This window comes from Paenibacillus sp. LC231 (assembly GCF_001860525.1).
In the GTDB taxonomy this organism is placed as follows: domain Bacteria; phylum Bacillota; class Bacilli; order Paenibacillales; family Paenibacillaceae; genus Paenibacillus_AQ.
This window is the reverse complement of sequence record NZ_JFOM01000026.1, coordinates 231728-257330: the sequence shown is the minus strand read 5'-3', so window position 1 is coordinate 257330 and position 25603 is coordinate 231728. Positions and strand designations below refer to the sequence as shown.

The window sequence follows — 25603 nt, the reverse complement described above, 5'->3', positions numbered from 1 at the left end:
ACTTTTAATTGTTTGCCTAATAAATAGGATGTTATGATAACAAATAACTAATAACTAACCGATTATGCTAAAGGATGTGTGCAGCTTATGGCAGGAAAAGTCACGATGCAGCAAATTGCCGATCATCTCGGACTTTCAAAGTTCGCAGTTTCTAAAGCGCTTTCAGGTAAATCCGGCGTCAGTCTGGAGACAAGGGAGAAAATCGTGAACGTCGCGACCCAACTCGGCTATTTTGCCAACAAGCCCCCGAAGGCCGGAGGCAAGAAGAACGAAACTAACGCCAGCGGCCCCCTTGCCGCGAGGGAGACCGTAATCGTGCTCGTTCCGAATGTCCGTTATCAGACACGTGATTCACTGTATTGGGGACGAATTATCGATGGAATCACAAATGAGCTTGAGCTGAGGGAGACGGGGATGGTCATCGTGACCGACCAATTCAAGGACAGCTTTGCGAACCTGATTAATCCGAGCGGGGTGAGAGGCATCATCGGCGTCGGATTCATCTCGTCGCAGCTGCTCCTCGAAATTCGGAGCCTGGAGATCCCCTTCGTATTGATTGATCATGAAGATCCGCTGATTCCGTCAGACTCCCTGTTCATGAACAATGTGGAGTGCACGAGACGGGTAACCAATTACTTGACGGGGTGCGGGCATCGAAAGCTTCAGTTCGTGGGCAACGTCCGGTTTTCGCGCAGCTTCACCGATCGTTATCAAGGGTACCGCTCCGTTCTCGGCGAGCAGGGGATCCCGCTGAATCAGAACGAGGAGCTGCTTAGCTTCGAAGGGGACAACCGCTCCGAAATGACGGAGGCGCTGGAGATGATACTAAGTCGGATGGATGAGCTGCCCACTGCCTTTGTGTGCGCGAACGACTCCATTGCCATCTGCGTTATGACGGTCCTTGGCAAGCTGGGTACCAAAGTGCCCGCAGATTGCTCGGTTACCGGTTTTGACAACATTGAGGATGCGGCTTTTGCGACTCCGTCGCTGAGCACCATTCACGTCAACAAGGAGGCGTTCGGACGCAGGGCGGTGGAGATGTTGATGAGACGGGTGGAGCAGCCGGATAGTCCGCTGGAAAAAATACTGCTTGCCGGTGACTTCATCCTCCGCGAATCCACGGCTTATGCCAAGAAGGTCGATTGAGATGAATATGCGCGCCTGCATTGCCCGTCTATGGAAGGAGCGGCCGGCTGGGCGTCTGGACCGGAAGCTGTTTGTGGTCTTTCTGTTTCTGATCATCCTCCCGATCGGGCTCATCACGTATTTTGCGGCAGAACGCTATTCGGCCACCATCGAGAACAATACGGTCGCCTACGTGTCCCAGCTGTCGAGCAAAATGATGGGCAAGCTGGACGATTACGTGACCGATATGATGAAAATTTCGATCATTCCCTCGTACCTCAATGAAATTCAGTCAGGGCTTGAGCTGTCGAATCGGCATTACCAGGCGGAAGGACAGCCGAAGGAATCGGCGAGCCTGAACGAGAGCGAGCTGAAGCTCCAGATCACGCGCAAGGTCGAGCGGAGCATCTATTTCATGAACAACATAAAGGAAGGCACGAGTAACGTGTATCTGTTCGACCTTTTCGGCAACCCGTATTACGTGGTCAAAAGCGGCGGAAACCGCTCGAATCTGCAGCAGTACTATGACAACTGGCGCAAGCTCGCCACGGCGGCCGGCGGCCGGCCCGTGCTGGTCAGCACGCAGGAGATCGCCGTGTCCGCCGGCAGCAAGCAGTATATGTTCACGGTCGTCCGCGACATTATCGATAAATCGTACCATTCTATCGGCACCATCGTGGTGGATGCCAACATCGGCGTGATCGAGAACATCGTCACCGACCTGGAGGAAACGACGCACGGCACCACCTTCATCCTGGATGACAACGGGACCGTGATCTATGACAGCGAGAAGAAATATTTGTCCCGCAGCATGACCGATAATGAGGCGCTTGCCCAGGCCACCGGTAACGAAGGAAGCTTTCGGCTTGACGTTGGCGGGGAGCAGCAGCTGGTCGTTTACCGGAAATCCGAGCAGACGGGCTGGCTGATCCTGATTACGGTGCCGGAGCGTCAGCTGATGCAGGATGCGCTTAAGACCCGCAAAATTACGATCGCTGCGGCTGTCGGCGTTACCAGCTTTGCCCTTATCATTTCCCTGATTCTGATTTATGCACTGACAAGACCGCTGCGGTCCATCGTCCATCTGATGAAGCAGGTGCAGGCCGGCAAGCTGGATGTGGTGTTCCCGGTCCGAAGGCGTGACGAGGCATCGCTGATCGGGGTTTCGTTCAACCGGATGATGGCACGCATCAAACAGCTTATTGATGATATTTACACGATCGAGAAGCGGAAGAAGGAGGCGGAGCTGGAGCGCCTACAGCACCAGATCAATCCGCATTTTATCTACAACACGCTGGAGACGATCCGGATGACGGCCGTCCTTCATGATGATCATGAGGTGGGGGATATGGTTCAGCTGTTAGGCAAGCAGCTCCGTTACAGCATTCATGCCGGCAGCGAGGTCGTGGAGGTGAAGCACGAGTGGGAGCATGTCAAAGCCTACATCGAGCTGCTCAATTACCGTTACGGCGAGCGGTTCATGCTGACATTGCCGGATGATCCGGCAGCTAATTCGATTAAGGTGATGAAGCTGCTGTTTCAGCCGATTATCGAGAATGCCGTCAATCATGGCTTTGACGAGAACAAACCCGTGCTCCATCTGACCATTACCTATGCCATGGATGGTACGGACCATGTTTTCACCGTAACGGATGACGGGCTGGGCATGTCGAGAGAAGCGCTTGACAGGCTGCGCCACTTGCTGGATCAGGCGCAGCCTCAAGGTACGGACGGCCGGGGGGTCGGGCTGCGCAATGTGCATGAGAGACTTCAGCTCCGATACGGCAGACCTTACGGCCTTGGCGTAGACAGCGAGGAAGGGCAGGGCACTTCCGTTCGGATTACCTTTCCCGCGGACCATATAGAAGAACCGAGAACAGGAGGACTTGCGAATGCTTAACATTGCAGTGGTGGATGATGAGGAACGGATCAGGTTAGGGCTGGGCAAGCTCATACAGGATGCAGGCGAGCAGTACCGCGTCGTGGGGACGTTCGCAAGCGGTCAGGAGCTGCTGGATCAATGGCATGAGCTGCAGCCCGATCTGGTTATTACCGATATCAAAATGCCGCAAATGAACGGGCTCCAGCTAATGGCGAATATCAAGCAGATGGCCTGCCATACCAAATTCGCCGTGCTGAGCGGTTATAACGATTTCGAATATGCCCGGACCGCCATGCGGCAGGGAGCCCTGGAGTATTTGCTCAAGCCGGTCAATATGAAAGAGCTGCTTCGCATGCTGGAGAACGTCGACGAGCTGGTCAAGGGCGAGCAGAACGAGCGCAAGCTGGAGTCGGACGATCTGGCGAGCTTCCTGTTAGGCGCGGATCAGCGAAAAATGCCGGGGCATTTGTTTGAGGAAGTCTGCGACCGACTGGATCAGCAGGCGCTGTTCCACGGATATTATGCGGTCATCCTGCTTCGCACATTCCCGGAAATCGTGGAAGAGAGGCTGCTTGAATGGACATCGGCTTGGGGGGCTGAGCAGAAAATTATCGACTGCGAAGGGGAACGGCAGGCGATCCTGGTGTCCATTGCAGAGTCCAGCCATGCGAATATCGTAAGGGAATGGGCTGCGATGCTCCTGCAGCAGCTTCCCGCGGGCACATCGGCGAAGGCAGGCATCAGCGGCGTGTTCAGTGGAAGCCGATGGCTGCCGCAGGCCTACAGGGAAGCCGCGCGCGTGCTGGAGCAGGCTTGGTACAGCGACGAAAGGCGCTGCTGTGGGGGTGAAGGCAGACAGCCGGTTCAGAAGGAAGAGCGCTACCGGCTTGTCCGTTCGCTGGATAAGCTGCTGCTTCCGGCACTGCGTGCCGGCGAGTATGCGCGCTTGCCGGCGGCGCTGCGGACATGGCTGGATGAGACGGCTTCCCTGCAGCCGGGCTGGGCCGAGCTGAGAGAGGTTTGTTTTGTCCTGGAGTCATATATGGCGGAAGAGATGAAGCAGCGCGGCATTCCAGTCGGGGATGTGGATTGGAACCTAGAGCCGGGAAACAGCGAGAATTGGCGCTCCTTCGCGGGCCAGCTGAAGACTGCTGTGGAGCAGGCCGCCGGGCTTCTGGATCAAGGGAAGAGCGAGCACCGGGCTGTGGAGACGATCAAAGCCTATATTCAGCAGCATTATACCGAGGAAATAGAGCTGCAGCACCTCGCCGATCTGGTCTATTTGACCCCGAGTTACTTGAGCAAGCTGTTCAAGACCGAGACGGGGGAGACGATTACCGACTATTGTATCGCCGTGCGAATCGAGCATGCCAAGCGGCTGCTGAAGGAGGATCACGGGCTCAAGACGTATATGGTCGGCGAATGCGTGGGCTACCCGGACCCGGCTTATTTTAATAAAGTATTCAAAAAAATGACGGGGAAAACACCAAAGGAGTACCGCGATTTTGTTAGGTGACTGTTATCTAAACTGAGGACAATAAAAGCAAACAAAGTCTATTATTTTTCAAGGCGCTGTCTTTTATAATGATTGAAAACGGTACCATTTCATCAAGAAAGCGAGGAAGGGAACGTGTTCAATTTCAGTTATAAAACGCAGCGCTATCTTATTCTGTTCGGTTTCCTTGCCATTCCGGTGCTCTTGTCACTGACCTTCTCTTATTATCCGGCACTATCGCTGTTGTATTACAGCTTGACGGACTGGTCGGGTCTCGGCTGGGATATGAACTTTATCGGCTTTGACAACTACGTCGAGATTTTTACGAAGCCCGAAGTGTTCAGTTCACTCAAGAACAATCTGTATTATCTGGTCGGGGGCCTCATCCAGGTTGTGTTTGCCCTCTATTTTGCCGTCATTCTGACAAGCAAGCTGAAGGGGAGGAACGGCTTCCGGGTTGCTTTGTTCCTGCCGTACGTGCTGCACAGCGTGGCCACGGTCATCATGTTCAAGAACGTATACCACATGGAATACGGCTCGCTGAATACGCTGCTCGGCGCACTGGGGCTCGAATCCTTGCAGCAGAGCTGGCTGGGCGATAAGGGGATCGTGAATTTTGCCCTGGCGTTCATCTCGATGTGGAAGTACATGGGGCTAAACATGGTTATTTTTATCGGGGCGCTCCAATCGATTCCGGGTGACCTGTACGAGGCAGCCTCGATTGACGGGGCATCGGGTTGGCAGAAGTTCCGTTACATTACCTTGCCTAGCATCCGGGGCGTACTGGAGCTGATGCTGATCCTCACCTTGACGGGCGCTCTCGAAGCGTTCGATATTCCGTTTGTGATGCTGCTCGGGGCGAACGATACGTCGACCTTCGTTATCAAAACGGTGGATACGGCGTTCAAGTATCAGAACTTTGGACTGGCTTCGGCGATGGCGGTTGTGCTGCTAATTATCGTGCTGCTGTTCATTGTCATCCAGCGGAAGCTGCTGTTCAGGGAGGAGAAGCAATCATGAGAAGGGAACGCTCGCTCGGCTTTACGATGTTCAACTATTTCACGCTGGTTGTCGCTTTGTTCGTGGTGTTTTTTCCGATTTACTCCATCTTTGTAGGGGCGTTCAAGACCCAGGTGGAGTATTATCAATCAGGCCTTAGTCTACCGGATAGTTTCTTTAACTTCGAGAACTTTAAGCGGGTAATCGATATCGGGGATTTGGGACTTGGCTTTCGCAATATCCTGATCGTGCTGGTCATTTCGGTTGTCGGCAATATCCTGTTTGGCACCATGGTCGCTTATGCCGTCGGACGGTTTGAGTTCAAGATGAAAAAAGCCATCATGGGCATGTATCTGGTCGCTCAGGTCATCCCGATGGTCACGACACAAGTGGCTACCTTCAGCGTCATCCAGAGCCTGGGGGCTTACAACACGATGTTTGCGCCGATTCTGCTGTACCTGGGGGCTGATGTGCTCCAGATCGTCATCTATCTGCAATTCGTCAACAGCATCCCGCGGGATCTGGATGAGAGCGCCATGCTGGAGGGGGCGTCCCTGTTCAAAATCTACCGTTCCATCATCTTCCCGCTGCTTGCGCCGGCTACGGCCACCTTGGTCATTCTGAAGAGCATCTCGATTTACAACGATTTTTACACGCCGTATCTATATATGCCGAGCCAAGACCTGAAGGTGGTGTCTACTGCGATTTATTCCTTCATCGGTCCGAACGCGGCGCAGCTGAACGTGATCTCGGCAGGCATTCTCATTATTTTCATTCCGACGGTCGTGTTGTTCTTGTTCATGCAGCGGTATATTTTTGCGGGGGTTACGAACGGAGCAGTCAAATAACGAACACTAGACGATGTAGAAGAGGAGACTCGATATATGAACTCGACAAACACGTGGACAGAAAAAGTATGCGGCATGACCTGGGGATGGACTGGCGTACGGGGCTCCTGGTCGGGACCCGAGGCGGAATTCTCCATGGAACGCATGGCGGACATGAACGTGAATTGGGTGGCCATTGCGCTGTCTGCCGTGCAGGCAACGCCGCAGTCGACGGAAATCCCGTTCCGGGAGGAACCGACGGTGACGGATGACGAGGTGCGATGGGCCATCCGCAAGGCGAAGAGCCTGGGCCTGAAGGTGTGCTTGAAGCCGGTCGTGAACGTCGCGAACGGAACATGGCGAGCCCACATTAACTTCTTCGACGAGGAGGTTCCCGGTGAACCGAGCTGGGCCGAATGGTTCCGATCCTATGGGGAATTCATTCGCCATTATGCCGAAATCGCGGAGGAAGAGCACTGCGAGATGCTGTGCGTGGGCTGTGAGATGGTGCAGGCCGACAAGCGGGACGTGGAGTGGCGGGCCCTGATTGCCGGTGTACGAAGCGTTTATAGCGGGCTGGTGACGTATAACTGCGATAAATATCAGGAGGAGCGCGTGCGCTGGTGGGATGCGGTAGATATCATCTCCTCCAGCGGCTATTATCCGATCGATCAGTGGGAGGAGCAGCTGGACCGGATCGAAGGCACGGTCCGCCGATGGAACAAGCCGTTCTTCTTCATGGAAGCTGGCTGCCCGAGCCGCGAGGGCTCCCCGGCCCGGCCGAACGATTGGTCGCTGCCCGGCGGCCCGTCGGAGGAGGAGCAGCGGCGTTATTATGAAGCAATGTTCGCGGCCTGCGCCAAGCGGGATTGGATGCAGGGGTACATGCTGTGGGACTGGCCGGCACGGCTGTACGGTCTGGGGGAAGCGGCCCTGAACGATGATTATTGCATGTACGGCAAGTTGGCCGAGGAGACGGTGAAGACATTTTATGCTGCCGGAATTCGGGTGTAGATTGTTACCGGCTGGACTTACCGGGTTCGCCAGGTAGCTGAGCTTAAGAATATAGGGTTGGTATCGCACCGCTTGCTTCTTTAGACGCGCGGTGCGATTTTGCTATAGTTAAGGAGATATTCTGGAACCTAACAAGAAAATGATATGTTAGCATAATTTATGACAATAAAAACAAAAACACTTCATTTGTTTTGGGCGTGTTAGCGATTATTATTTGGAATGTAAGCGATATCAGTAAGCGCTTCATGAGAAAACAGGAAGCGTAATACATTCATAGTACAGGGGGAAGACGAAATGAAAAAAAGATTCACGATGGCACTGCTTCTGCTCTTAACCGTATCATCCATTTTGGCCGCCTGCGGAGGAAATAAAACGAATAATGGAGGCACCGAGACGCCGCCGAGCAATAACGCAGGCAGCGAGCCAACCGAGGCATCCGGGGAAGCGGAGCTTGGCGGCAAGCTGAAGGTGCTGACGCACCGAACCGACCTGGTGAATGACGGCACGCTGGACAAATACGTGGAAGCCTTCAAAGCAAAATATCCGAAGGCTGAAATTGAATTCGAAGGATTGACGAACTATGCGACGGATATTCAGGTCCGTCTGACCACCGGAGAAGCCGGCGACGTGCTGATGATTCCGACAGGTCTTGCCACTTCGGAGTACAGCAAGTATTTTGAACCGCTGCCGGATGCGATGTTCGAGGATGTCTATTTTGCGGACAATACCCTCTTCGAAGGGAAACGCTATGGGATCTCCACTGGCGTGAATACGCAAGGGATTGTGTATAACAAGAAAGCGTTCGAGGCAGCAGGCGTCGACAAAGTGCCAACCACGCTGGATGAGCTCTACGGGGCTGCGGAGAAGCTGAAAGCGGCGGACATCATTCCGCTGTACATGAACTTCGGGGCTCAATGGACGATGGGCAACTGGGCGGATAACTCCGCATGGTACGTAAACGGGGATCCGCAGTTCGCCTCGAAGCAGGTAGCCGAGGAAGCGCCGTTCCAGGTGGATAATGCTTGGGGGATCCTCGCGAATATCGGACGCACCTTCGTGCAGAACGAATGGGTAGAGAAAGATCTGTACACGAATAACTGGGAGATTTCGAAGGGCGAAGTGGCTTCCGGCAAAGCGGCGATGTACTTCCTGGGCAACTGGGTAATCCCGCAGGTGATCGGCGCAGGAGCAGTTTCGGAGGACATCGGCTTCTTCCCGCTCCCGTATGATAATAGCGGCAAGTACAACGCACCGCTCGGTTCGGATTACTTCATCGCCGTCAGCAAAGACAGCAAGAACAAAGAGCTTGCGACTGCTTGGATCGATTTCTTCGTGAAGGAATCCGGCTATGTGGAAGATTCCGGCTTCATGCCGATCATCAAGTCGGCAGAGTCCTCCATATCGCAGCTTGCCGAATTCCAATCGTTCAATCCGACGTTGATCGAGAGTGAAGCAACCGATCCGAAGTTTAACGAAATCGCCAATAAAGCGCAAATCGGTATCGGTACTGGCGATTATGTTCAGGAATATATTGTGGCAGACGATCTGCAGGCTGCGTTCGACAAGCTGAACGCGAAGTGGAAGGAAGCCAAAACCGCACTGGGCTATTAATCTGGAGGAACCAACAGGTTCAGCCGTAGTGCTGCTCGAGCGGCCTTATCCTGAGGTGATCAGGATAAGGCCGTTTCGGTTACGAGTATAGATGGATCGAAGAGGAGGCGGATATATGAAGAGGATATTGTTGCTGGGCGATTCCATCAGGCAGGGGGGATATGAGCCTTACGTTAGAGAAAGGCTGGCAGGCCTTGCAGAGGTCGTGGCACCGGGGGAGAACGGGCGCTTCTCGTTTTATACGCTGTGGAGGCGCTTGTGCCGATGGGCATTACGATTCATGATCTGAATGCCAGGGTCAAAGAGGATCTGAGCGGTTATTTGTCGGATGACCGCCTTCACTTGAATCAGGAAGGATACCGGATGTGCGCCGACTCGGTGGTGGAGATGCTCGGTCGCTATCTGTGACGTTTGGGCCAGGCCAATGGGCCTTAAGGCGCGAATCTATGGAATCTTTACCAAAAATGGCATAAGTCTATTATAGGTTCTAACAAATTTGTTACATCCTACTTGCGTTATGACGATATTATAGAATAATATGAAGGGGCGCGGCTTTCATAGAGGGGACCCGCGCTTTTTTGCTATCTAACTTGCCTGGACACCTTCTTATCGGAAGCCCCCCCCTGTAAGAGAGTGTTATGACGCGGAAGGCCGGCATGCCTTAAGGGTCTACAGGCTTGGGATGCGCATTTTCATATTTTCCATGTATAATAGAAGAAATCATTCAAATAGGAGCTAGGAAATGAAAAAGCTAGGAAGAAACGATCTATGTCACTGCGGAAGCGGGAAAAAGTACAAAAGATGTTGTCTTGAAAGAGATGAACGCACGGTATACGGTAAAGTCATCCAGTTCCCTGGTGCGAGAGCAGCAGAGCCTAAGCTACAGGTCGATCAATTGCGGCAGATGATTAACGACAAGCTGGGATGGATGGACTGGAACGCTGATGAGCATCGTGAGCTTGCAGAGTCTGTGTTTCCTCAAATCTGCCGGGATTACGAATTGCAGGATGATCAGCAGCTGTTTCAAGTGTTCAGCCTTCTGATGGTCTGGAACAGCTTCTCCCGAGAAGCCAATCCGAAGTACCGCAAACAGGGCGGATATGCAAGTGCGTTAGAATATATAGTAACTTCATCGCTTAACATTTCAACAACGAAGTCTGATATCGCGAAGAAGCATGAGGTTTCCGTTGCTACATTGACCCGCAACAGCGGTCAGATTCAAGATTTCATGGATGGCGTAGCTGCATCCGGCGACGACGCGAACGTCGAGGATGAGGAATCCGATAGCGAAGTGGACAAGGACTTGTCCTTGGGACGCTAGCACTGCCAAAGTGAAGCTTCATAGTATTGAGTGCGGCATTTGCGCATTCGGTTTCATAGCTGTGACCGCCCCCAAGTGGAGCGGTCATTTTGCGTTAATCACCCAGTCGAATTCAAAGATGTTTATACAAGTTAATCCTATGTGGTGGATTAATCAGTTTGTGATATGATTTAAAAGAGAAACGGTATTCAACGACAATAAGTTGGAGGTTGTGGCTATGACAAAGGATAAACAATTAACCAAACTTATTAGGCTGACTGGCGAAAGAGCAAGACTTGAGGCCAAAGTAAATGAATCTTATGTTGTATATAAAGATGATTTTGGCAAACTGGTAAGGGAGTATTCTAATGGGGAGAAGGAATATGTCTCGGGAAAAGACAGTTGAACCAACAACGATGTTTGTTTTTGCCGGAAACAACGGGAGTGGGAAGAGTACGATTCGTAATCTCATCATCGACCGAATTGGGGTGAGTGTAAATATTGATCCCGATGCACTGGCTAGGCGTCTGAGCCCGGAGCAACCTGAATCAGCCCGCGTTTCAGCAGGAAAAGAGGCAATAAAATTAGCTCGAGAATGCCTACAATTTCAACGGGATTTCTCCATAGAAACGACGCTCTCGGGTGGGTACGCCATTAGGCTTATGAAGGAAGCAAAAGCAAATGGTTTCCAGGTCACCATGTTTTATGTAGGCCTTGGTGATCCAAATCTTAATGTTGAACGAGTAGCCGGCAGAGTTCGTAATGGGGGTCACCACATCCCTGCCAAAGATATCATGCATCGGCATCATTCTTCTATGCAAAATCTTCTCCAATACTTGGGCCTGGTTGATCATCTACTAGTGATAGATAATAGCGCACTAAGTGGAGAAATTGTTCTGGAAGCAGAATTCGGGATAATTAAGCATAGGGAAATTAATTTGCCGAATTGGGTTTTACCTATCGTTAATCAACTGAAAGCGTTGGAAAATTAAATCAAAAAAATTGTACTAAACAAATACCATACGCTCAAGCCGCTCCCATTCAAACGGAGCGGTCATTTTGCGTTAATCCATAAACCGGCGTTTCCGTAAGGCTGCTATCCGACCTAGGCTGAAGCTTTGCGTGAACCCGTCAGCAGCCAGCCCAATGCAATGCCGTATAACAGATGACCTGCCAGCCAGAATAGGAGGGCAGCGAGGTCAGTTAACTCCGGCGTACGGTTAGACAAAACGGTAGTCGGATACAGGAGCAGTCCTACGGCCAGACATACCAAGGAAACCCAAGACAAGCTTCTCCCCCGAGGCCAGTTCTTTGATTTCAGAAAGATGGCTAGAAGAATGCTCAGCAGGACGGAGATGACGAGGTGCAGCGCAAACTCGATCAGTTCAGGAAGCTTCAGCTCCTTCAGAACGGGCACGTAATCGACGTTCAGGAGCAGCGTATAGACCTTCAGCGTGGTGATATGCTCGATAATCTTGAGGAACAGCCCGAGAAGAATGCCCGCCGCGATGCCTGCCCAGACCGGCCCGTTCAACCTGAATATACTCCACATGAACAACGCCCCCTTTTTTTGTTCATTGTATAATACCTGTCGATCCGATGTGAAACGAACATTCGCTGTACAACATCGGAACGAATCGAGCGAGTACGAGGGCAGGCAGATAAAGGTGAATCCCCCTTTCCGCTCTTCCTGAAGCCGCCTGGCGAGGTGAGGAAGAGCTGGCTCTCCTCCGGCGAAGAAAGCAAACCTTGAAGGCTGCCGGCAGCTCAGCTATGCAAGAGCCATCGGCTTAACGTGCAACCCAGTCTTGTTTAGAAATTGTATAGTTCGGTCCTATATTCTAGTTCTATAGACTTATACAGCTGGAGTGATAGGATGACAGACGAGTATTTTGACGAGATGCGCAAGTTCGGCCACGAGGATGAGATGAGGTACCGGATATTGATGCGAGGGGTAAAGAACCTGCTGGAAAAGCGAAAACGTGAAAAGTCCAAGCTGTTCAAAGTACTCCCGCATCGCCAAAGGAAGAAAGACCTGCGTGTAGGTAAATGGTCATGATGTATCGATAACGGAGCAGTAGTGAGCAATGGCAGACAGATCCATGTTTTAGACTTATTCCAAATACAGTGACTGCCCTGATGGCTAGGGTGGTTTTTCTTTGGGTCGGCATGTTTCCAGAACGCACTTGTCGGTTGTTGTTTCCAAAATGATGGACGGGTGGCTAGCCGATTCGTTTAACAGATGATGTGCTGCCGTTCCGGCTGCCATCATGTCTTGGTTTGCGAAAACCTGTTTTAGATAATAGCACCTATACTGCGAGAAAAGCCCAAATTAAAAAAACGGCCCCTCCCGCTTGAATGCGGAAGGGAGCCGACTCTATTACATGTATGCTACACTGGTGCCAGTTCAGGGGCGGGTGGCGTAGTTGGTTGTTTGGGTTCCGCTGGTTCTTGCTTGACGGCTGAAGGCCTGCGCATGCCTTTTCCGCGCGGGACGCACATCGGGGTCCCGTACAACGGGTCCGGAATAATCTCGCACGGCAGTTGGAACACGGTTTGCATCAGCTCGGAATTAATGATTTCTCCCGGTGCGCCCTTGGCCTTGATGCTTCCATCGCGAATGGCGACGATATGATCGGCATAGCGGCAGGCCAGATTGATATCATGCAGCACCATGATAATGGTCCGTTGTTCTTGAACATTTAATTCATACAGCAGATCCAGTACTTCGATCTGGTGGGTTAAATCCAGATAGGTGGTTGGTTCATCAAGCAAAATGAGCGGCGTCTCTTGTGCCAGCGTCATCGCGATCCAAGCCCGCTGGCGTTGGCCGCCGGATAACGAGTCAACCGTACGGTCAGCCAGTTCAGTCAAACCTGTAGATGCCAGCGCCGCCGTGACGGCTTCCTCATCCTCGCGTGACCATTGACGAAGCCAGCTCTGGTACGGATAGCGTCCTTGCTTCACCAGCTGCATCACCGTTAATCCTTCCGGGGCGGTAGGTCCTTGGGGTAAAATAGCGAGCTTACGCGCCACGTCCTTCGTGGACAAACTTGCGATATCGGCTCCGTTCAATACAACCGAGCCGCGCTGCGGTTTCAACAGCCTGGCCATGGAGCGCAGCAAAGTGGATTTGCCGCAGCCGTTGCTGCCGATAAACACGGTGATTTTACCTATTGGCACGGTTAAATCCAGATTTTCGAATATAAAGTCTCCCCCATAGGACAGACCCAATCCCTTTGCTTCCAGCGTATTCATGACGCCAGCTCCTTTCGGTTCTAGAATCGATTGCGGTTACGATACAGCAAGTAGAGGAAGAACGGCGCGCCGATCGCGGCGGTGAATACACCTGCCGGCACGTCGCGCGGCAGAAATGCCGTCCGTGCTACCAGGTCGGCGACAAGCAGTAGAATCGCACCGATCAGAGCGCTGACCGGCAGTACGCTTCCGAAGTTGGGCCCCACCAGCCTGCGGGCCATATGGGGTGCCATCAGTCCGATAAAGGCGATGGCGCCGCCGATCGAGATGGCAGCTCCGGCCAGGGCAACGCTGAGTCCGATTAGGATCAGCCGCTGTTTCTGAACCTGGGCGCCTGTGCTGCTGGCAACGTCGTCTCCTAAGGCTTGAATGTTCACATTGCGGGCTTGCAGCCAAGTAAGCGGTAGAAGTACCGCAATCCAAGGCAGCAGAGTCATAACGTCCTTATCCCAGGACATGCCGTAAATGCTGCCTGCCATGAAGGTAAGAGAGCGGTCGGCCAGCTGCAGCGGTCCGGATATGATCAGCATATAGGAGATGGATTTGATCGCAGCCGATACTCCGATACCGATCAAGACAAGCCGCAGCGGCGATACGCCATTTTTCCAGGCTAGCACGTACAATAGACCGGTAATGAAAAAGGCACCGAGGATGGCGAATAGCGGCATCCAATGGATCGATACGGTGCCTGTGAATATGAAGATGAAGAGAACCGCCCCAAGCGATGCTCCCTCCGTTATGCCGATGACATCGGGGGAGGCCAGGGGATTGCGGATGACGCCCTGCAGAATAGCCCCAGCCACCGCGAGAGCGGCACCGATCAGCACGGCGATAATAATTCGGGGCAGCCTCAGCTGCATGACGATGACCTGCTCCATGGGCGGAGCATTGCCGAACAATGCCTTTATGACATGAAGCGGCGAAACAAACTGGCTTCCCGTTCCTGTGCTAATAATCATGGCGGCGATGCAAAGCACGAATAGGATCAGGCATACCCATAGTGTTCTTCTCTCCAGCATAAACGATACTTTCGCGTTCCTGGAGCGGAATATGCGGTGTTTACTCATTGTGCTCGTCTTCCTTTCCTGGCTATGTACACGAAGAACGGCACGCCGATGATTGCGGTCATCACGCCAACCGGGACTTCCTTCGGCATGGCAATATATCGGGAACCGAGATCGGCCGTCACCAGCAGAAGTGCGCCCAGCACCGCGCTGTAAGGCAGAATCCAGCGATAATCATTTCCTATTAAATACCGAACGATATGCGGGATGATGATTCCGACGAATGCGATGGGTCCAGCAGCGGCAACGGAACCTCCAGCCAGCAATATAACGGCCGCTGCCGCTAACAGCTTAATGAGGGCTGTTTTTTGCCCAAGGCTCTGGGCGATGTCGTCACCCATGGAGAGGGCGTTCAGATGACGGCCCAGCAGGAGTGCAGCCAGCATGCCAACGGTCATGTACGGCCACACGGCTGCGAGTTGGTTCAAATCGCGTCCGGCTACCGAACCGACCAGCCATACCAGCACCTGGTCGAACATTTTGCCGTCGGAGAGCATCAATCCCTGCGTTAGGGAATGGAAGAAAGCAGCTATGGAGGCACCCGCGAGGGTGATTTTTACCGGCGTCATGCCGTCCCTGCCGATGCTGCCCAGGAAAAACACAATACCGCCGCTTACCGCGGCTCCGATCAGCGCGACCCAGGTAAGGGATTGGAGTCCGCTGATGCCCAGCCAACCCGCCGACATTATAATGAAAAAGGCGGCACCGGAGTTCACGCCCAGCGTGCTGGGCGATGCAATCGGATTGCGCGTGATGACTTGCATGAGCGCACCCGCAACAGCCAGGGATGCTCCTACGGCAAGCGCAATGAGCGCCCGGGGCAGTCTTGCTGTGAGAATGATCAGATGCTCGTTGCTCCCGTTGAAGTGAGTGAACGAATCCCATACCTGATGAAGAGGTATGTTCGTTACTCCAAATGCGATGCTGCCCATGACGGCAGCAGCCAGCGCCAACAGCGATATGAATAGTCCGAATACGCGCATATATACTCACTTTCTTAAGTCCATGAATAATTAAGTTCATATGAATTTTAGGTGAAGGGACCCCATCTGTCAATGAGCTTGATAATCATTCTCATAAATATCTTGATATTTTTCATGAAACCCTTTATAGTTTTGAATCAGTGATTGATAATGATTTTCAAGTAGAGGGATATGACATAAGGGGGATTTAGATAGGAATGGGAAAAAAAGTGGCACATAAACCAACGAGAGGCCTCAAGTTTAGTTTGCTGGCTCTCATCATGATCGTGATTCTTGCCGGGTGCGGAGCAAGCCCAGCAAAAGAAAATGCAAACAACGCGGGCAGCGACACAACGAAAACCGCAGAGGGCAACAGCGGCGCTGCAGCCGGCGGCGAATCGTATGAAGTTACGCATGCCATGGGGACGGAGACGATCAAAGGAACGCCTCAAAAGGTGGTCGTCCTTACGAACGAAGGAACCGAGGCGCTTCTCGCATTGGGCGTGAAGCCTGTAGGTGCCGTTAGATCCTGGACAGGGGACCCTTGGTATCCGCATATTAAAGACCAGATGGAAGGCGTTACCGTTGTCGGGGAAGAGAGCCAGCCGAACATCGAGCTGATCGCCGGCCTGCAGCCGGACCTGATTATCGGCAACAAGATGCGTCAGGAGAAAGTATACGAGCAATTGAAGGCGATCGCGCCGACTGTTTTTGCTGAGGATCTGCGCGGCGAGTGGCAGAACAATTTTGAGCTGTATGCCAAAGCGCTGAACAAGGTATCCGAAGGCGAAGAGCTATTGGCTGCATACGACAAGCGGATTCAGGATTTCAAAGAGAAGGCCGGAAGCAAGCTGGACGAGACCGTCTCCGTGGTCCGTTTCATGGCTGGCAAGACACGTGTATACCACACCAATACGTTCTCGGGCGTTATTTTCGATAAAATCGGCATCGCTCGCAACGACATGACCAAGAACGCCAAGGACGATTTCGTTGACGAGATCACGAAGGAGCGTTTACCTGAGGTGGAAGCCGACAGACTGTTCTACTTCACTTATGAAACCGGGGATGGCGGAGCCAACCAAACCGAGCAGGAATGGATCAACGATCCGCTGTGGAAAAACCTGAACGTCGTTAAGAACGGTCAAACCCACAAAGTGGACGATGCCATCTGGAATACAGCAGGCGGCATCCTGGCAGCGAATCTGATGATTGACCAGCTTCAGGAGTTTTACGGCATTCAGTAATGAATGAAGACGAATGCAGCAGGCTAGTATTGTCGTATAGCGGATGATGCTAGGAAAAGCATAAAGGAGGCATTCCAAAAGATTTTAGATCTTGAGGGATGCCTCCTTTTTTTGCATCGCAGCGTGGATAGTATCGCAGCGTCGGCAGCAACGCAGCGTCGCTAGCGACGCGCGTAGGTAGTATCGCGTGTAGGCAGTACCACTACGTCGGCAATCATAGCATAGCCAACATCGTCGCATCGCAGCGTGGTCAGCATCGCGCGTAGGCAGTATCGCGTGTAGGCAGTAGCACCACGTCGGCAATCGGCAGTAGCACCAAAGCACCAAGCCCAACAGTAGCACCAAGCCCAGTAGTAGCAAGTAGCACCAATTCCAGCAGTTGCACTAAGACCAGTTAGTCGCACCAAGATCAGTAGTCTCACCAAGATCAGTAGTAGCATCAATCCAACAGTTAGTAACAAGGCTCTCTGTTAACGGACACCAGTTCCCTTATTTGCCTGATTGGCCTCCAATTCTTAAAACTAACGGACATAGGATCCCTTATTACCGCAAAAAGGTGCCTATTTGCCATCATATTCTAGAAATAACGTATCTGGTGTCCGTTAGCTCTCGAAAATTACGCCTTTTTAGCTAAATAACGTATCCTCAGTCCGCTTGCCTTGAGCAAGTCGCACCAAGCCCAGCAGTAGCTCCAATACAGCAGTAGCAACAATACCAGCAATACCAGGAGTAGCTCCAATAATAGCAGGTAGCACCAAGATCAGCAGTAGCACTAAGACCAGCAGAAGCCTAGAAGTAGCCTCAATACCTTTTAGCACCAAGGCCACCTGTTAACGGACACCAGTTCCCTTATTTGCCTGATTCGCCTCCAATTCCTAAATCTAACGGACACAGGATCCCTTATTAGCGCAAAAAGGTGCCTATTTGCCATCATATTCTATGAATAACGTATCTGTTGTCCGCTTTCACTCGAAAATAACACCCATTTGGCTAAATAACGTATCCTCAGTCCGATTGCCGTCGAGCAGTAGCATCAATCACTGCTGTAGTACCAATACCAGCAGTAGCCCAAGATCAGCAGTAACACCAATCCCAGCAGTAGTACCAAGATCAGTAGTAGCACCAATACAAATAGTAGCCTCAACACCTGTAGTTAGCACCAAGGCCACCTGTTAACGGACACCAGTTCCTTTATTTTCCTAATTTGGTCCAAATTCTTAAATCTAGCGGACACAGGATCTCTTATTACCTCAATAAGGTGCCTATTTGCCATCATATTCTATGAATAACGTATCTGTTGTCCGCTTTCACTCGAAAATAACACCCATTTGGCTAAATAACGTATCCTAAGTCCGTTTGCCTCGAGCAAGTCGCACTAAGACTAGTAGCCGCATCAAGATCAGTAATAGCACCAAGCCCAGCAGTAGCATCAAGTCCAGCAGTAACACCAAGTCCAGTAGTAACACCAAGTCCAGCAGTAACACCAATCCCAGTAGTAACACCAAGTCCAGCAGTAGCACCAAGCCCAGCAGTGCCTCAATCCCAGCAGTTAGCACCAAGGCCACCTGTTAACGGACACCAGTTCCTTTATTTGCCTGATTCGGTCCCAATTCTTACAACTAACGGACACAGGATCTCTTATTACCTCAATAAGGTGCCTATTTGCCATCATATTCTATGAATAGCGTATCTGGTGTCCGCTAGCACTCGAAAATAACACCCATTTGGCTAAATAACGGATCCTAAGTCCGTTTGCCTCGAGCAAGTCGCATTAAGACTAGTAGCCGCATCAAGATCAGTAATAGCACCAAGCCCAGCAGTCGCACCAAGCCCAGCAGTAGCCTCAATCCCAGCAGTAGCAACAAGACAGCAGTCGCACCAAGCCCAGCAGTAGCCTCAATCCCAGCAGTAGCACCAATCCCAGCAGTAGCACCAATCCCAGCAGTAGCACCAATCCCAGCAGTAGCACCAATCCCAGCAGTAGCACCCAGCCCAGCAGTAGCACCCAGCCCAGCAGTAGCACCAATCCCAGCAGTAGCCTCAGCTACATACTCTGTGTTCCCTCGGTTTCTACCTCTAAACCATAGCTACTCTGAGTTACCCGGTCCCTACATCGATCATAATCGACAGCCATCCAAGCATACCCCTGGGACACCGAATCCACCCATGCTCTGCCTGAAATAACGCTTTTGCTTCAATTCACCTTGTTACGAAATCTTCACCACGATTTCCGCTCCAGCCACATAGGTCATTGCCTTCATGTATTCCGGGTCTTGGGCGCGTCGTTCCATCTCCTCGGGCGTCAGGTCCTCCATTCGCGTCTGAATCCACCATAAGTTGCCGAACGGGTCCCGTACCCGTCCCACCCGGTCGCCGAAGAACAAACTCGTTGGTTCCGTCACCGAGACGGCTCCTGCGGCGAGCGCTTGCTGGTAAGCAGCATCGCAATCCTCAACATATAAGCGGAGGTACGCCGGGCTATCCGGCCATTCCGGCTTCGCGTCAAACATCATCACGACGGAATCTCCGATTCGCACCTCGGCATGGCCGATGACACTATCGCCAACATAGACGCGGGCTAACTCTTCGGCTTGAAAAGCCTGCTCCAGGAATTCAATCAGCGCTGCGGAGTTTCTTGAGATAATCCATGGTGTCACGGAGGTGTAGCCCTCCGGAATGGGTTTAACCGCTTTTGATGGGTTCGTCATAAATAAGCTCGCTCCTTTAAACTTCATTTTTTTGAATAACGTTTATGTACTCATTATGTAGGGGAATACATGACAACCCAGCGTCAGTGTTTCTGAAACAAGTGTCGGGTAGCCGGCGTTTTTTATTCGCGAAAGACCTCTGCCACCGTACAACATCATGATCCACCGATCACGGAAGATTTCGCACATGGGGTTCTGTCCGCGAACCGTTAACGTTTGACAGCATCTACAAACCTATGTACAGTATTAGACAAAAGAATAGGAAGTCCACTAGGGGAGCCGTTAGCGGCTGAGACAAGAGCGTATCTTGGACCCTTTGAACCTGATCTAGTTCGTACTAGCGTAGGAAAGTGGAGCCTTCGTATATAAGGTCTTGGTGCGTTTTTGGCGCACTCGGGCTTGTTGACGAAGCCGCTCCAGTTTTCGGGGCGGCTTTTTAGCGTTGCCTGGAAAGTCGTGTCTTATGGACTTCCTGCTCTTCAATATGTTGGAGGTGGGGACAAAAATGAGTTTTACGCAAGAGCTCCGTCAGCAGGCGGGAGGCATTTTTCAAGCAATCTTCGATCATCCCTTTGTGAGAGGCATTGCCGAAGGTAAATTATCGCGGGAACAGCTGATTCACTATGTGAAGCAGGATTTTGAGTATTTGAACGCCTACATGCGAATTTACGGCATCGCCATATCCAAATCGACCAGCCGCGAAGAGATCGCAACCTTTAACGAACAAATCTCATTCATTCTGCATAGCGAGGTGCATCCGCATCAGAATTTTTGCGCAGCCGCCGGGGTGACCTACGAAGAGCTTCAAGGCTATCCGCTGGCTCCGTCCGCGCATCACTATATCCGTCATATGCTGACGGTGGCGCATGAGGGCAGTCTGGGCGAGATTATGGCCGTACTGCTGCCTTGCCCGTGGACCTACCTGGAGATTGGCCGCAAGCTGCTGGATGAAGTGAAGCCGGATGAATCCCATCCGTTCTACGATTGGATTTATTTCTACGGCAACCGGGGGGAAGACGTGACAGCCAAGTTCTGCAGCCGTGTCGATGAATGGGCGGAGCGTGCGACGGCAGCCGAGCGAGAACGGATGAAGGAGCATTTTATGCTGAGCTGCCAGCTGGAGTATATGTTTTGGGATATGGCTTATAAGCAGGAGGAATGGCCGGTGCCGCTGCAGGCTGCGGTGCTGTAAGGAGACCTAACTAGCTCATAAATTCCAATATAGCGAAGAGAGGCTGATTCATATGCATACATGGGAAAAAGAGGTTTCGGCGCTTTTAACAAAAGTGCGGCAGACGAGCCCCCTCGTTCACAACATGACGAACGTGGTGGTTACGAATTTTACGGCTAACGGCTTGTACGCGCTGGGCGCGTCGCCGGTCATGGCTTACGCGCCGGAGGAAGTGGCGGATATGGCCGCCATCGCGGGCGCGCTCGTATTGAACATCGGCACGCTGAACCGCGAGCTTGTAGATGCGATGATCATAGCCGGACAATCGGCGAACGCACACGGCGTACCGGTCCTGCTGGACCCGGTCGGTGCGGGAGCGACCCGTTTTCGAACGGAGTCGGCGCTGCGGATCCTAAGCGAAGTGAAGGTATCGCTCGTGCGCGGGAATGCGGCTGAAGTCGCTCACCTTGCCGGAGAGGCCCGCGAGATCAAAGGCGTAGACGCTGGCAACAGCACCGGCAGTGATCATGCCGAACTGGCTGTGCGGGCTGCGCGCGAAGTAGGCACGATCGTGGCCATTACCGGTGAAGAGGACGTGATTACCGATGGAAACGAGGTACGTATCATTACCGGCGGGGATGTTCTGCTCACGAAGGTGACCGGGGCAGGGTGCCTGCTGACCTCGGTGCTGGGTGCCTTTGCCGCAGTAGAAGCAAACCTGCTGCTTGCCGGTACGGCGGGGCCGGCCCTCTCCGGGGCCGCGGCGGCGGAGCTGCAGAGCGAACCGCGGCCCCGGGACCGGGAAGCTTCCCGATTGCTTTCCTGGATGAGCTGGCAAAGCTTCATCCAGGCTCGCTGGAGGGCTATGCCGCTGTCCGGGAAGCGGAAGCGTCCGCTGCAGGTGGCGCACGATGAGCAAGTCTCACGTTCCTCGGGCACTGACGATTGCGGGGTCTGACAGCGGCGGCGGTGCCGGCATTCAAGCCGATCTGAAAACCTTCCAGGAGCTTGGCGTATACGGCATGTCAGCGATTACGGCGATCACGGTGCAGAATACATTGGGGGTTCAAGGCGTTTATCCGCTGCCTCCCGAAGCAGCTGCTGAGCAGATTGAAGCGGTTGGCTCGGACCTCGGAGTCGATGCATTGAAGACAGGCATGCTGTTCAATGCCGAGATCATTCGCCTGGCTGCTGACCGGATCCGGGCATTCGGCTGGGAGAAGGTCGTTGTGGATCCCGTGATGATCGCCAAGGGCGGAGCAGAGCTGCTGCAAAGCGAAGCGGTGCAGGCTTTAAGAGAGGATTTGCTGCCGCTGGCGTTAATTGTCACCCCCAATATACCGGAGGCCGAAGTATTGGCGGGGATGCGTATCCGCACGAAAGAAGATCGGAAGGAAGCGGCGAGGCGCATCCGGGATCTGGGGCCCAGGATCGTTGTGATCAAAGGCGGTCATGACGAGGGAATGCCCGGCAGCGGTGAAGTTGCGGATCACGAAAGAGACAGGGGATCAGCTAAGGCGGCGGGTACGCAGCAGGAAGAGTTGTCTCAGTCCGAAAGTACGTATCGCCAAACAAGAACCGCCAGCGATAACGGGGAGTTTAATGAGGGACGCTCCCCCATGATCAAGAATGATGACAGATTCGGTAATCCCGACAGTCCTCCGGTCATGGACCTCGTATACGATGGTATCGCCTTTACAGAATTATATGGACAAAGAATTCGTACCGTTCATACGCACGGTACCGGCTGCACTTTCTCTGCCGCGATTACCGCAGGCCTGGCCCAAGGCTTAAGCGCATTCGATGCCATTCAGAACGGGCGCACATTCATCCAGGCGGCCATTGAGGACGGCTTAAACCTGGGACAGGGACACGGCCCAACAAATCATTGGGCATATCGTCGCCGCCATCAGGAGGTGCTGCGATGACGGGCAGAGTGACACCCGAGATGATGAGGCAGTATCTACGGATGTACCTCGTACTTGGGAGCGTGAATTGCATCGTCGAGCCAAGCCGGGTCGTGCAGGATGCATTGGCCGGCGGCACGACCATGGTCCAGTTCCGCGAGAAGGGACAGGGCGCACTTGTTGGCGAGCCGATGATTCGGCTGGCCCGCCGTATCCAGGCCGAGTGCCGCCAAGCAGGCGTGCCCTTCATCGTCAATGATGATGTGGAGCTGGCACTGAAACTGAACGCCGACGGCGTGCACATCGGCCAGGACGACGAATCCGCGGCTTCCGTCCGCGAGCGGATCGGCAATCGGATTCTGGGCGTCTCGGCCCATTCTGTTGAGGAAGCCAGGCGCGCCATTCTCCACGGTGCCGATTATCTTGGCATCGGGCCGATTTATCCGACCCGCTCGAAGGATGATGCCAAGGCTGTGCAAGGCCCGGCGATTCTTCGAGAAATGCACGAAGCTGGAATCCATCTGCCGATTGTAGGAATTGGCGGGATTACCGTTGAGCGCGTGGAGGAAGTGATTGGGGCGGGTGCGGATGGCGTCGCCGTGATATCCGCCGTGACGGGAGCGGAGTCGGCGCGAGAGGCTGTGGAGGCTTTTATAGGAAAGATACGCTGTGCAACCGAACGAATTTTTTAAAATGTAAGAGGATCATGATAAGGATCATGATAAAGGATCATGAACAAGAGTGTCGAATTTCTTCGGCACTCTTTTTTTGTTTACGTCAGATTTTATATTACTGTATATGTTCAGCTTATCCCTCAACATGCCATTCTTTGGGTCCATTCTCGCGTTTCATCTCAGATCAGATTGCCATAGCGACCCGGATATGATATACGTAGGACAATGTACCTGCTCCACGAATAGTGAGCTCTCCAAATAAGTTGAATAGGAGATCGGAATGAATAATAGGCAAAAAGTGATTTTTCGTAATTTGTTAATGGAACCGAACCGGCTGTGGCTCGTTCAGGATCTGGCGGATCAGACCGAGTGCTCGGAGAAGACGATCCGAAACGATCTGAAGGTGATTGAAGAATATATAGTTCAGCACTCCAGTGGCCATCTGGTGAAAAGGCCGGGACTTGGCGTCTATCTGGAGATCGGAGAAGCGGATCAGGCTAATTTATTCCACCGCTTGTATTCCAACGAGAGTACCACCGAGAATGAAACCGATGAGGAAAGAGTGCTGCACCTGGCCTATCGGCTCTTGATGAACGCGAAGCCCGTAACCCTGCAGAACCTGGCTTCACCGTTTTATGTGAACAAGGCAATTATCCGTCGGGATATGGAAAAGATTGAGGACTGGCTGCGCAGCTTTGATCTGAGCTTAATGATGAAACAGCGTGTAGGTTTCATGATTGAGGGCACGGAGAAGAACAAACGGATGGCGCTGGCGCGGTTGAACCAACTGATCAACCGTCCGGAGTTGACGGGACAGATGATGCGTAATCAGTATGAACCGCATGAGATTGCAACCGTATACAATGAATTGAAGGCGTTGCAAAAGCAACATCAGCTCCGCTTTACCGATGAAACCTTTGAAAGCCTGATGCTGCATATTCTGCTCATGGTCAAACGGACCAAGCTGGGACAGCCGATTTCGCTCTCCGAGCAGGACATGGCCTTTTTGGAGAACAAAGCGGAATTTGAATGGGCGATAGGCTTTTTGAAGCAGCTGCAAAAGCTGTTCGCTGTACCTTTTTCCAAGGAAGAAACCGCTTATCTAACCCTGCACCTGCTTGGAGGGAAGTTCCGATACACGCAAGAGGACGGAGGCGCTGGGCGGAGCGATCTGGCAGACAGCCACCCCCTTCTGCCCCAATTGGTTGAACAACTGATTCGGCGGATGTCGGAGCTGAATATGATCCCTTTTTCCAAGGACCAGGTATTATTGAACGGGTTGAAAGTGCATTTGTACACGACCATGAACCGTCTCCATTACGGTCTGGCTGTGTCCAATCCGATGCTGGCTGAGATCAAAAAGATGTATCCCTATATGTTCGATCGGGTCATCATGGCACTTGAAGAAGTAGGGGGAGCGCTCCATCTGTACTTTCCCGAAGAGGAAGCCGCATATTTGACGCTGCATTTTCAGGCGTCTGTGGAACGGCTTCACCAGAATGAAAGCCACCCTCAGAAGGTCATTATTGTGTGTCACATGGGCGTTGGGATGTCCCAATTGCTTCTCGCGAAGGTGGAACGGAGATTCCCGTCCGTGCATGTAGAGGCAACGATGTCGAAAGCGGAAGTGCAGGATTATTTGGCTGCTCATGAGGTGGATCTTGTCATTACGACCGTTGATCTGCCCAAGCTAAAATCACCACATATCCTCGTCTCCCCTCTGCTCGAGGCCAGTGACGAGCGGAAGCTGGAGCAAGCGATCCGGCGGATCGATGAGCCGGACAGCAGGACGGCTGAGGAATCGGTCTTTTTGAAATACACGACTCCTTTTCTGGTCTTTCCTCAGCAGGAGGTAAAGCGTCCAGAACAGTTAATCGCCAAGTTTGCTCAAATGCTGGAGGACAAAGGGTATGTCGAGGCAGGGTATACGGAAAGTGTGCTGGATCGTGAGCATATGTCTGCTACGACGATTGGGGGTGGCATTGCCATCCCTCATGGCAGCTCGGAGCGGGTTAAACAGTCCTGCATCGTTGTTGTGACTTTGAAGCAGCCGATTCCCTGGGGAACCGAGAAGGTAGAGCTTGTGTTCTTGCTTGCGGTTAAACATGATGAGCGGAAAGAGATGCGGCAGCTGTTCAGAGAATTGTCGCTGATTAGTGAGCAGCCGGCTTTAGTCAGTGCGTTGACTAAGGAGACGGATGTGATGCGATTGCTGAGTACGTTGAAAGGGTAACATTAGCATTAGAAACCGTGATTAGTATTAGAAACTGTGAAGATGAAGCAGGGCGGTATACGTCCTGTTTTTTACATTTTTCGGGGTACTTACAAAGTATTTGGAAAACATCGCAGCATAGGCTCCGCT

At 52.5% G+C, this 25603-nt stretch carries 24 protein-coding genes, 1 pseudogene and 1 riboswitch; of the genes and pseudogenes, 19 read left to right on the top strand and 6 right to left on the bottom strand.

Features of this window, described 5'->3' with window-relative positions; genetic code table 11:
* Positions 1 to 87: 87 nt before the first annotated feature.
* The 12 genes from AK95_RS18320 to AK95_RS18280 all read left to right on the top strand — a co-directional run bounded on the left by AK95_RS18320 (position 88) and on the right by AK95_RS18280 (position 11245).
* Positions 88 to 1146, top strand: coding sequence for a LacI family DNA-binding transcriptional regulator (locus AK95_RS18320; RefSeq protein WP_071221334.1), 1059 nt, complete (start codon positions 88 to 90; stop codon positions 1144 to 1146).
* A gap of 1 nt (position 1147) precedes the next feature.
* Positions 1148 to 3025, top strand: coding sequence for a sensor histidine kinase (locus AK95_RS18315; RefSeq protein ID WP_071221333.1), 1878 nt, complete (start codon positions 1148 to 1150; stop codon positions 3023 to 3025).
* Positions 3018 to 4523 (top strand): response regulator, encoded by a 1506-nt coding sequence (locus tag AK95_RS18310; protein WP_071221332.1) that lies wholly within the window; start codon positions 3018 to 3020, stop codon positions 4521 to 4523. Before AK95_RS18315 ends, AK95_RS18310 begins: the two co-directional genes overlap by 8 nt.
* A 114-nt stretch (positions 4524 to 4637) precedes the next feature.
* Entirely contained in the window at positions 4638 to 5522 is an 885-nt protein-coding gene (locus AK95_RS18305; protein ID WP_071221331.1) for a carbohydrate ABC transporter permease, read from the top strand.
* Positions 5519 to 6349: a carbohydrate ABC transporter permease gene (locus AK95_RS18300; protein WP_071221330.1), complete on the top strand. Its 831-nt coding sequence runs from the start codon at positions 5519 to 5521 to the stop codon at positions 6347 to 6349. Before AK95_RS18305 ends, AK95_RS18300 begins: the two co-directional genes overlap by 4 nt.
* Positions 6350 to 6385: 36 nt before the next feature.
* Complete coding sequence (locus tag AK95_RS18295; RefSeq protein ID WP_071221329.1) at positions 6386 to 7342, top strand: glycoside hydrolase family 113; 957 nt, start codon at positions 6386 to 6388, stop codon at positions 7340 to 7342.
* 294 nt (positions 7343 to 7636) lie between these two features.
* Positions 7637 to 8953, top strand: coding sequence for an ABC transporter substrate-binding protein (locus AK95_RS18290; protein ID WP_071221328.1), 1317 nt, complete (start codon positions 7637 to 7639; stop codon positions 8951 to 8953).
* A 115-nt stretch (positions 8954 to 9068) separates the two neighbouring features.
* Positions 9069 to 9242 (top strand): hypothetical protein, encoded by a 174-nt coding sequence (locus AK95_RS34835; protein WP_235613144.1) that lies wholly within the window; start codon positions 9069 to 9071, stop codon positions 9240 to 9242.
* Positions 9218 to 9361, top strand: a complete 144-nt coding sequence (locus tag AK95_RS34830) for an SGNH/GDSL hydrolase family protein (RefSeq protein WP_235613143.1) — start codon at positions 9218 to 9220, stop codon at positions 9359 to 9361. The genes AK95_RS34835 and AK95_RS34830 overlap by 25 nt, the downstream gene beginning before the upstream one ends.
* A gap of 334 nt (positions 9362 to 9695) precedes the next feature.
* Positions 9696 to 10274, top strand: a complete 579-nt coding sequence (locus AK95_RS18285) for a YecA family protein (RefSeq protein ID WP_071221327.1) — start codon at positions 9696 to 9698, stop codon at positions 10272 to 10274.
* A gap of 217 nt (positions 10275 to 10491) precedes the next feature.
* Complete coding sequence (locus AK95_RS34535) at positions 10492 to 10659, top strand: hypothetical protein (protein WP_194541151.1); 168 nt, start codon at positions 10492 to 10494, stop codon at positions 10657 to 10659.
* Complete coding sequence (locus AK95_RS18280; protein ID WP_071221326.1) at positions 10637 to 11245, top strand: ATPase; 609 nt, start codon at positions 10637 to 10639, stop codon at positions 11243 to 11245. The genes AK95_RS34535 and AK95_RS18280 overlap by 23 nt, the downstream gene beginning before the upstream one ends.
* A 113-nt stretch (positions 11246 to 11358) precedes the next feature.
* On the opposite strand, the gene AK95_RS18275 is transcribed toward AK95_RS18280, so the two are convergent.
* Positions 11359 to 11805 (bottom strand): hypothetical protein, encoded by a 447-nt coding sequence (locus AK95_RS18275; protein ID WP_071221325.1) that lies wholly within the window; start codon positions 11803 to 11805, stop codon positions 11359 to 11361.
* A gap of 324 nt (positions 11806 to 12129) precedes the next feature.
* On the opposite strand from AK95_RS18275, the gene AK95_RS18270 reads away from it, so the two are divergent.
* Entirely contained in the window at positions 12130 to 12312 is a 183-nt protein-coding gene (locus AK95_RS18270; RefSeq protein ID WP_071221324.1) for a hypothetical protein, read from the top strand.
* Positions 12313 to 12644: 332 nt separating this feature from the next.
* Here AK95_RS18270 and AK95_RS18265 read toward each other — a convergent pair whose 3' ends face one another.
* Genes AK95_RS18265 through AK95_RS18255 form a run of 3 tightly spaced genes read right to left on the bottom strand, consistent with a single transcriptional unit; the run spans position 12645 to position 15558 of the window.
* Positions 12645 to 13511, bottom strand: coding sequence for an ABC transporter ATP-binding protein (locus AK95_RS18265; RefSeq protein ID WP_071221323.1), 867 nt, complete (start codon positions 13509 to 13511; stop codon positions 12645 to 12647).
* Between the two features lie 20 nt (positions 13512 to 13531).
* Positions 13532 to 14578: a FecCD family ABC transporter permease gene (locus tag AK95_RS18260; RefSeq protein WP_071221322.1), complete on the bottom strand. Its 1047-nt coding sequence runs from the start codon at positions 14576 to 14578 to the stop codon at positions 13532 to 13534.
* Positions 14575 to 15558 carry a FecCD family ABC transporter permease gene (locus tag AK95_RS18255; RefSeq protein WP_071221321.1) on the bottom strand — a complete coding sequence of 328 codons (984 nt, stop codon included), beginning with the start codon at positions 15556 to 15558 and terminating at the stop codon, positions 14575 to 14577. Before AK95_RS18255 ends, AK95_RS18260 begins: the two co-directional genes overlap by 4 nt.
* Before the next feature lie 197 nt (positions 15559 to 15755).
* On the opposite strand from AK95_RS18255, the gene AK95_RS18250 reads away from it, so the two are divergent.
* Positions 15756 to 16781, top strand: a complete 1026-nt coding sequence (locus tag AK95_RS18250; RefSeq protein ID WP_071221320.1) for an ABC transporter substrate-binding protein — start codon at positions 15756 to 15758, stop codon at positions 16779 to 16781.
* A 626-nt stretch (positions 16782 to 17407) separates the two neighbouring features.
* On the opposite strand, the gene AK95_RS18245 is transcribed toward AK95_RS18250, so the two are convergent.
* Together AK95_RS18245 and AK95_RS18230 are read right to left on the bottom strand one after the other, a co-directional pair.
* Positions 17408 to 17599: a hypothetical protein gene (locus AK95_RS18245; protein ID WP_071221319.1), complete on the bottom strand. Its 192-nt coding sequence runs from the start codon at positions 17597 to 17599 to the stop codon at positions 17408 to 17410.
* Between the two features lie 1389 nt (positions 17600 to 18988).
* The gene (locus AK95_RS18230) at positions 18989 to 19489 is read right to left on the bottom strand and encodes a VOC family protein (RefSeq protein WP_071221316.1); all 501 of its coding nucleotides are present in this window, start codon (positions 19487 to 19489) and stop codon (positions 18989 to 18991) included.
* Between the two features lie 262 nt (positions 19490 to 19751).
* Positions 19752 to 19855: riboswitch (TPP riboswitch) on the top strand.
* 139 nt (positions 19856 to 19994) lie between these two features.
* Between AK95_RS18230 and tenA the strand changes: the two genes are divergently transcribed.
* The 5 genes and pseudogenes from tenA to AK95_RS18205 all read left to right on the top strand — a co-directional run bounded on the left by tenA (position 19995) and on the right by AK95_RS18205 (position 25474).
* The gene (gene tenA, locus AK95_RS18225; RefSeq protein ID WP_071221315.1) at positions 19995 to 20681 is read left to right on the top strand and encodes a thiaminase II; all 687 of its coding nucleotides are present in this window, start codon (positions 19995 to 19997) and stop codon (positions 20679 to 20681) included.
* Positions 20682 to 20733: 52 nt separating this feature from the next.
* Positions 20734 to 21575: pseudogene (thiM, locus tag AK95_RS18220) on the top strand (hydroxyethylthiazole kinase).
* Positions 21572 to 22588 (top strand): bifunctional hydroxymethylpyrimidine kinase/phosphomethylpyrimidine kinase, encoded by a 1017-nt coding sequence (gene thiD / locus AK95_RS18215; RefSeq protein WP_071221314.1) that lies wholly within the window; start codon positions 21572 to 21574, stop codon positions 22586 to 22588. Before thiM ends, thiD begins: the two are co-directional and overlap by 4 nt.
* On the top strand, positions 22585 to 23259 hold the full coding sequence (thiE, locus tag AK95_RS18210; protein WP_071221313.1) for a thiamine phosphate synthase: 675 nt from the start codon (positions 22585 to 22587) through the stop codon (positions 23257 to 23259). The genes thiD and thiE overlap by 4 nt, the downstream gene beginning before the upstream one ends.
* A gap of 262 nt (positions 23260 to 23521) precedes the next feature.
* Positions 23522 to 25474, top strand: a complete 1953-nt coding sequence (locus AK95_RS18205; protein ID WP_071221312.1) for a BglG family transcription antiterminator — start codon at positions 23522 to 23524, stop codon at positions 25472 to 25474.
* Positions 25475 to 25603: the final 129 nt, after the last annotated feature.

Coding starts and splice junctions, on each gene's coding strand:
- AK95_RS18320 (WP_071221334.1), top strand. CDS start 88: ATGGCAGGAAAAGTCACGATGCAGCAAATTGCCGATCATCTCGGACTT.
- AK95_RS18315 (WP_071221333.1), top strand. CDS start 1,148: ATGAATATGCGCGCCTGCATTGCCCGTCTATGGAAGGAGCGGCCGGCT.
- AK95_RS18310 (WP_071221332.1), top strand. CDS start 3,018: ATGCTTAACATTGCAGTGGTGGATGATGAGGAACGGATCAGGTTAGGG.
- AK95_RS18300 (WP_071221330.1), top strand. CDS start 5,519: ATGAGAAGGGAACGCTCGCTCGGCTTTACGATGTTCAACTATTTCACG.
- AK95_RS18295 (WP_071221329.1), top strand. CDS start 6,386: ATGAACTCGACAAACACGTGGACAGAAAAAGTATGCGGCATGACCTGG.
- AK95_RS18290 (WP_071221328.1), top strand. CDS start 7,637: ATGAAAAAAAGATTCACGATGGCACTGCTTCTGCTCTTAACCGTATCA.
- AK95_RS34835 (WP_235613144.1), top strand. CDS start 9,069: ATGAAGAGGATATTGTTGCTGGGCGATTCCATCAGGCAGGGGGGATAT.
- AK95_RS34830 (WP_235613143.1), top strand. CDS start 9,218: ATGGGCATTACGATTCATGATCTGAATGCCAGGGTCAAAGAGGATCTG.
- AK95_RS18285 (WP_071221327.1), top strand. CDS start 9,696: ATGAAAAAGCTAGGAAGAAACGATCTATGTCACTGCGGAAGCGGGAAA.
- AK95_RS34535 (WP_194541151.1), top strand. CDS start 10,492: ATGACAAAGGATAAACAATTAACCAAACTTATTAGGCTGACTGGCGAA.
- AK95_RS18280 (WP_071221326.1), top strand. CDS start 10,637: ATGTCTCGGGAAAAGACAGTTGAACCAACAACGATGTTTGTTTTTGCC.
- AK95_RS18275 (WP_071221325.1), bottom strand. CDS start 11,805: ATGTGGAGTATATTCAGGTTGAACGGGCCGGTCTGGGCAGGCATCGCG.
- AK95_RS18270 (WP_071221324.1), top strand. CDS start 12,130: ATGACAGACGAGTATTTTGACGAGATGCGCAAGTTCGGCCACGAGGAT.
- AK95_RS18265 (WP_071221323.1), bottom strand. CDS start 13,511: ATGAATACGCTGGAAGCAAAGGGATTGGGTCTGTCCTATGGGGGAGAC.
- AK95_RS18260 (WP_071221322.1), bottom strand. CDS start 14,578: ATGAGTAAACACCGCATATTCCGCTCCAGGAACGCGAAAGTATCGTTT.
- AK95_RS18255 (WP_071221321.1), bottom strand. CDS start 15,558: ATGCGCGTATTCGGACTATTCATATCGCTGTTGGCGCTGGCTGCTGCC.
- AK95_RS18250 (WP_071221320.1), top strand. CDS start 15,756: ATGGGAAAAAAAGTGGCACATAAACCAACGAGAGGCCTCAAGTTTAGT.
- AK95_RS18230 (WP_071221316.1), bottom strand. CDS start 19,489: ATGACGAACCCATCAAAAGCGGTTAAACCCATTCCGGAGGGCTACACC.
- tenA (WP_071221315.1), top strand. CDS start 19,995: ATGAGTTTTACGCAAGAGCTCCGTCAGCAGGCGGGAGGCATTTTTCAA.
- thiD (WP_071221314.1), top strand. CDS start 21,572: ATGAGCAAGTCTCACGTTCCTCGGGCACTGACGATTGCGGGGTCTGAC.
- thiE (WP_071221313.1), top strand. CDS start 22,585: ATGACGGGCAGAGTGACACCCGAGATGATGAGGCAGTATCTACGGATG.
- AK95_RS18205 (WP_071221312.1), top strand. CDS start 23,522: ATGAATAATAGGCAAAAAGTGATTTTTCGTAATTTGTTAATGGAACCG.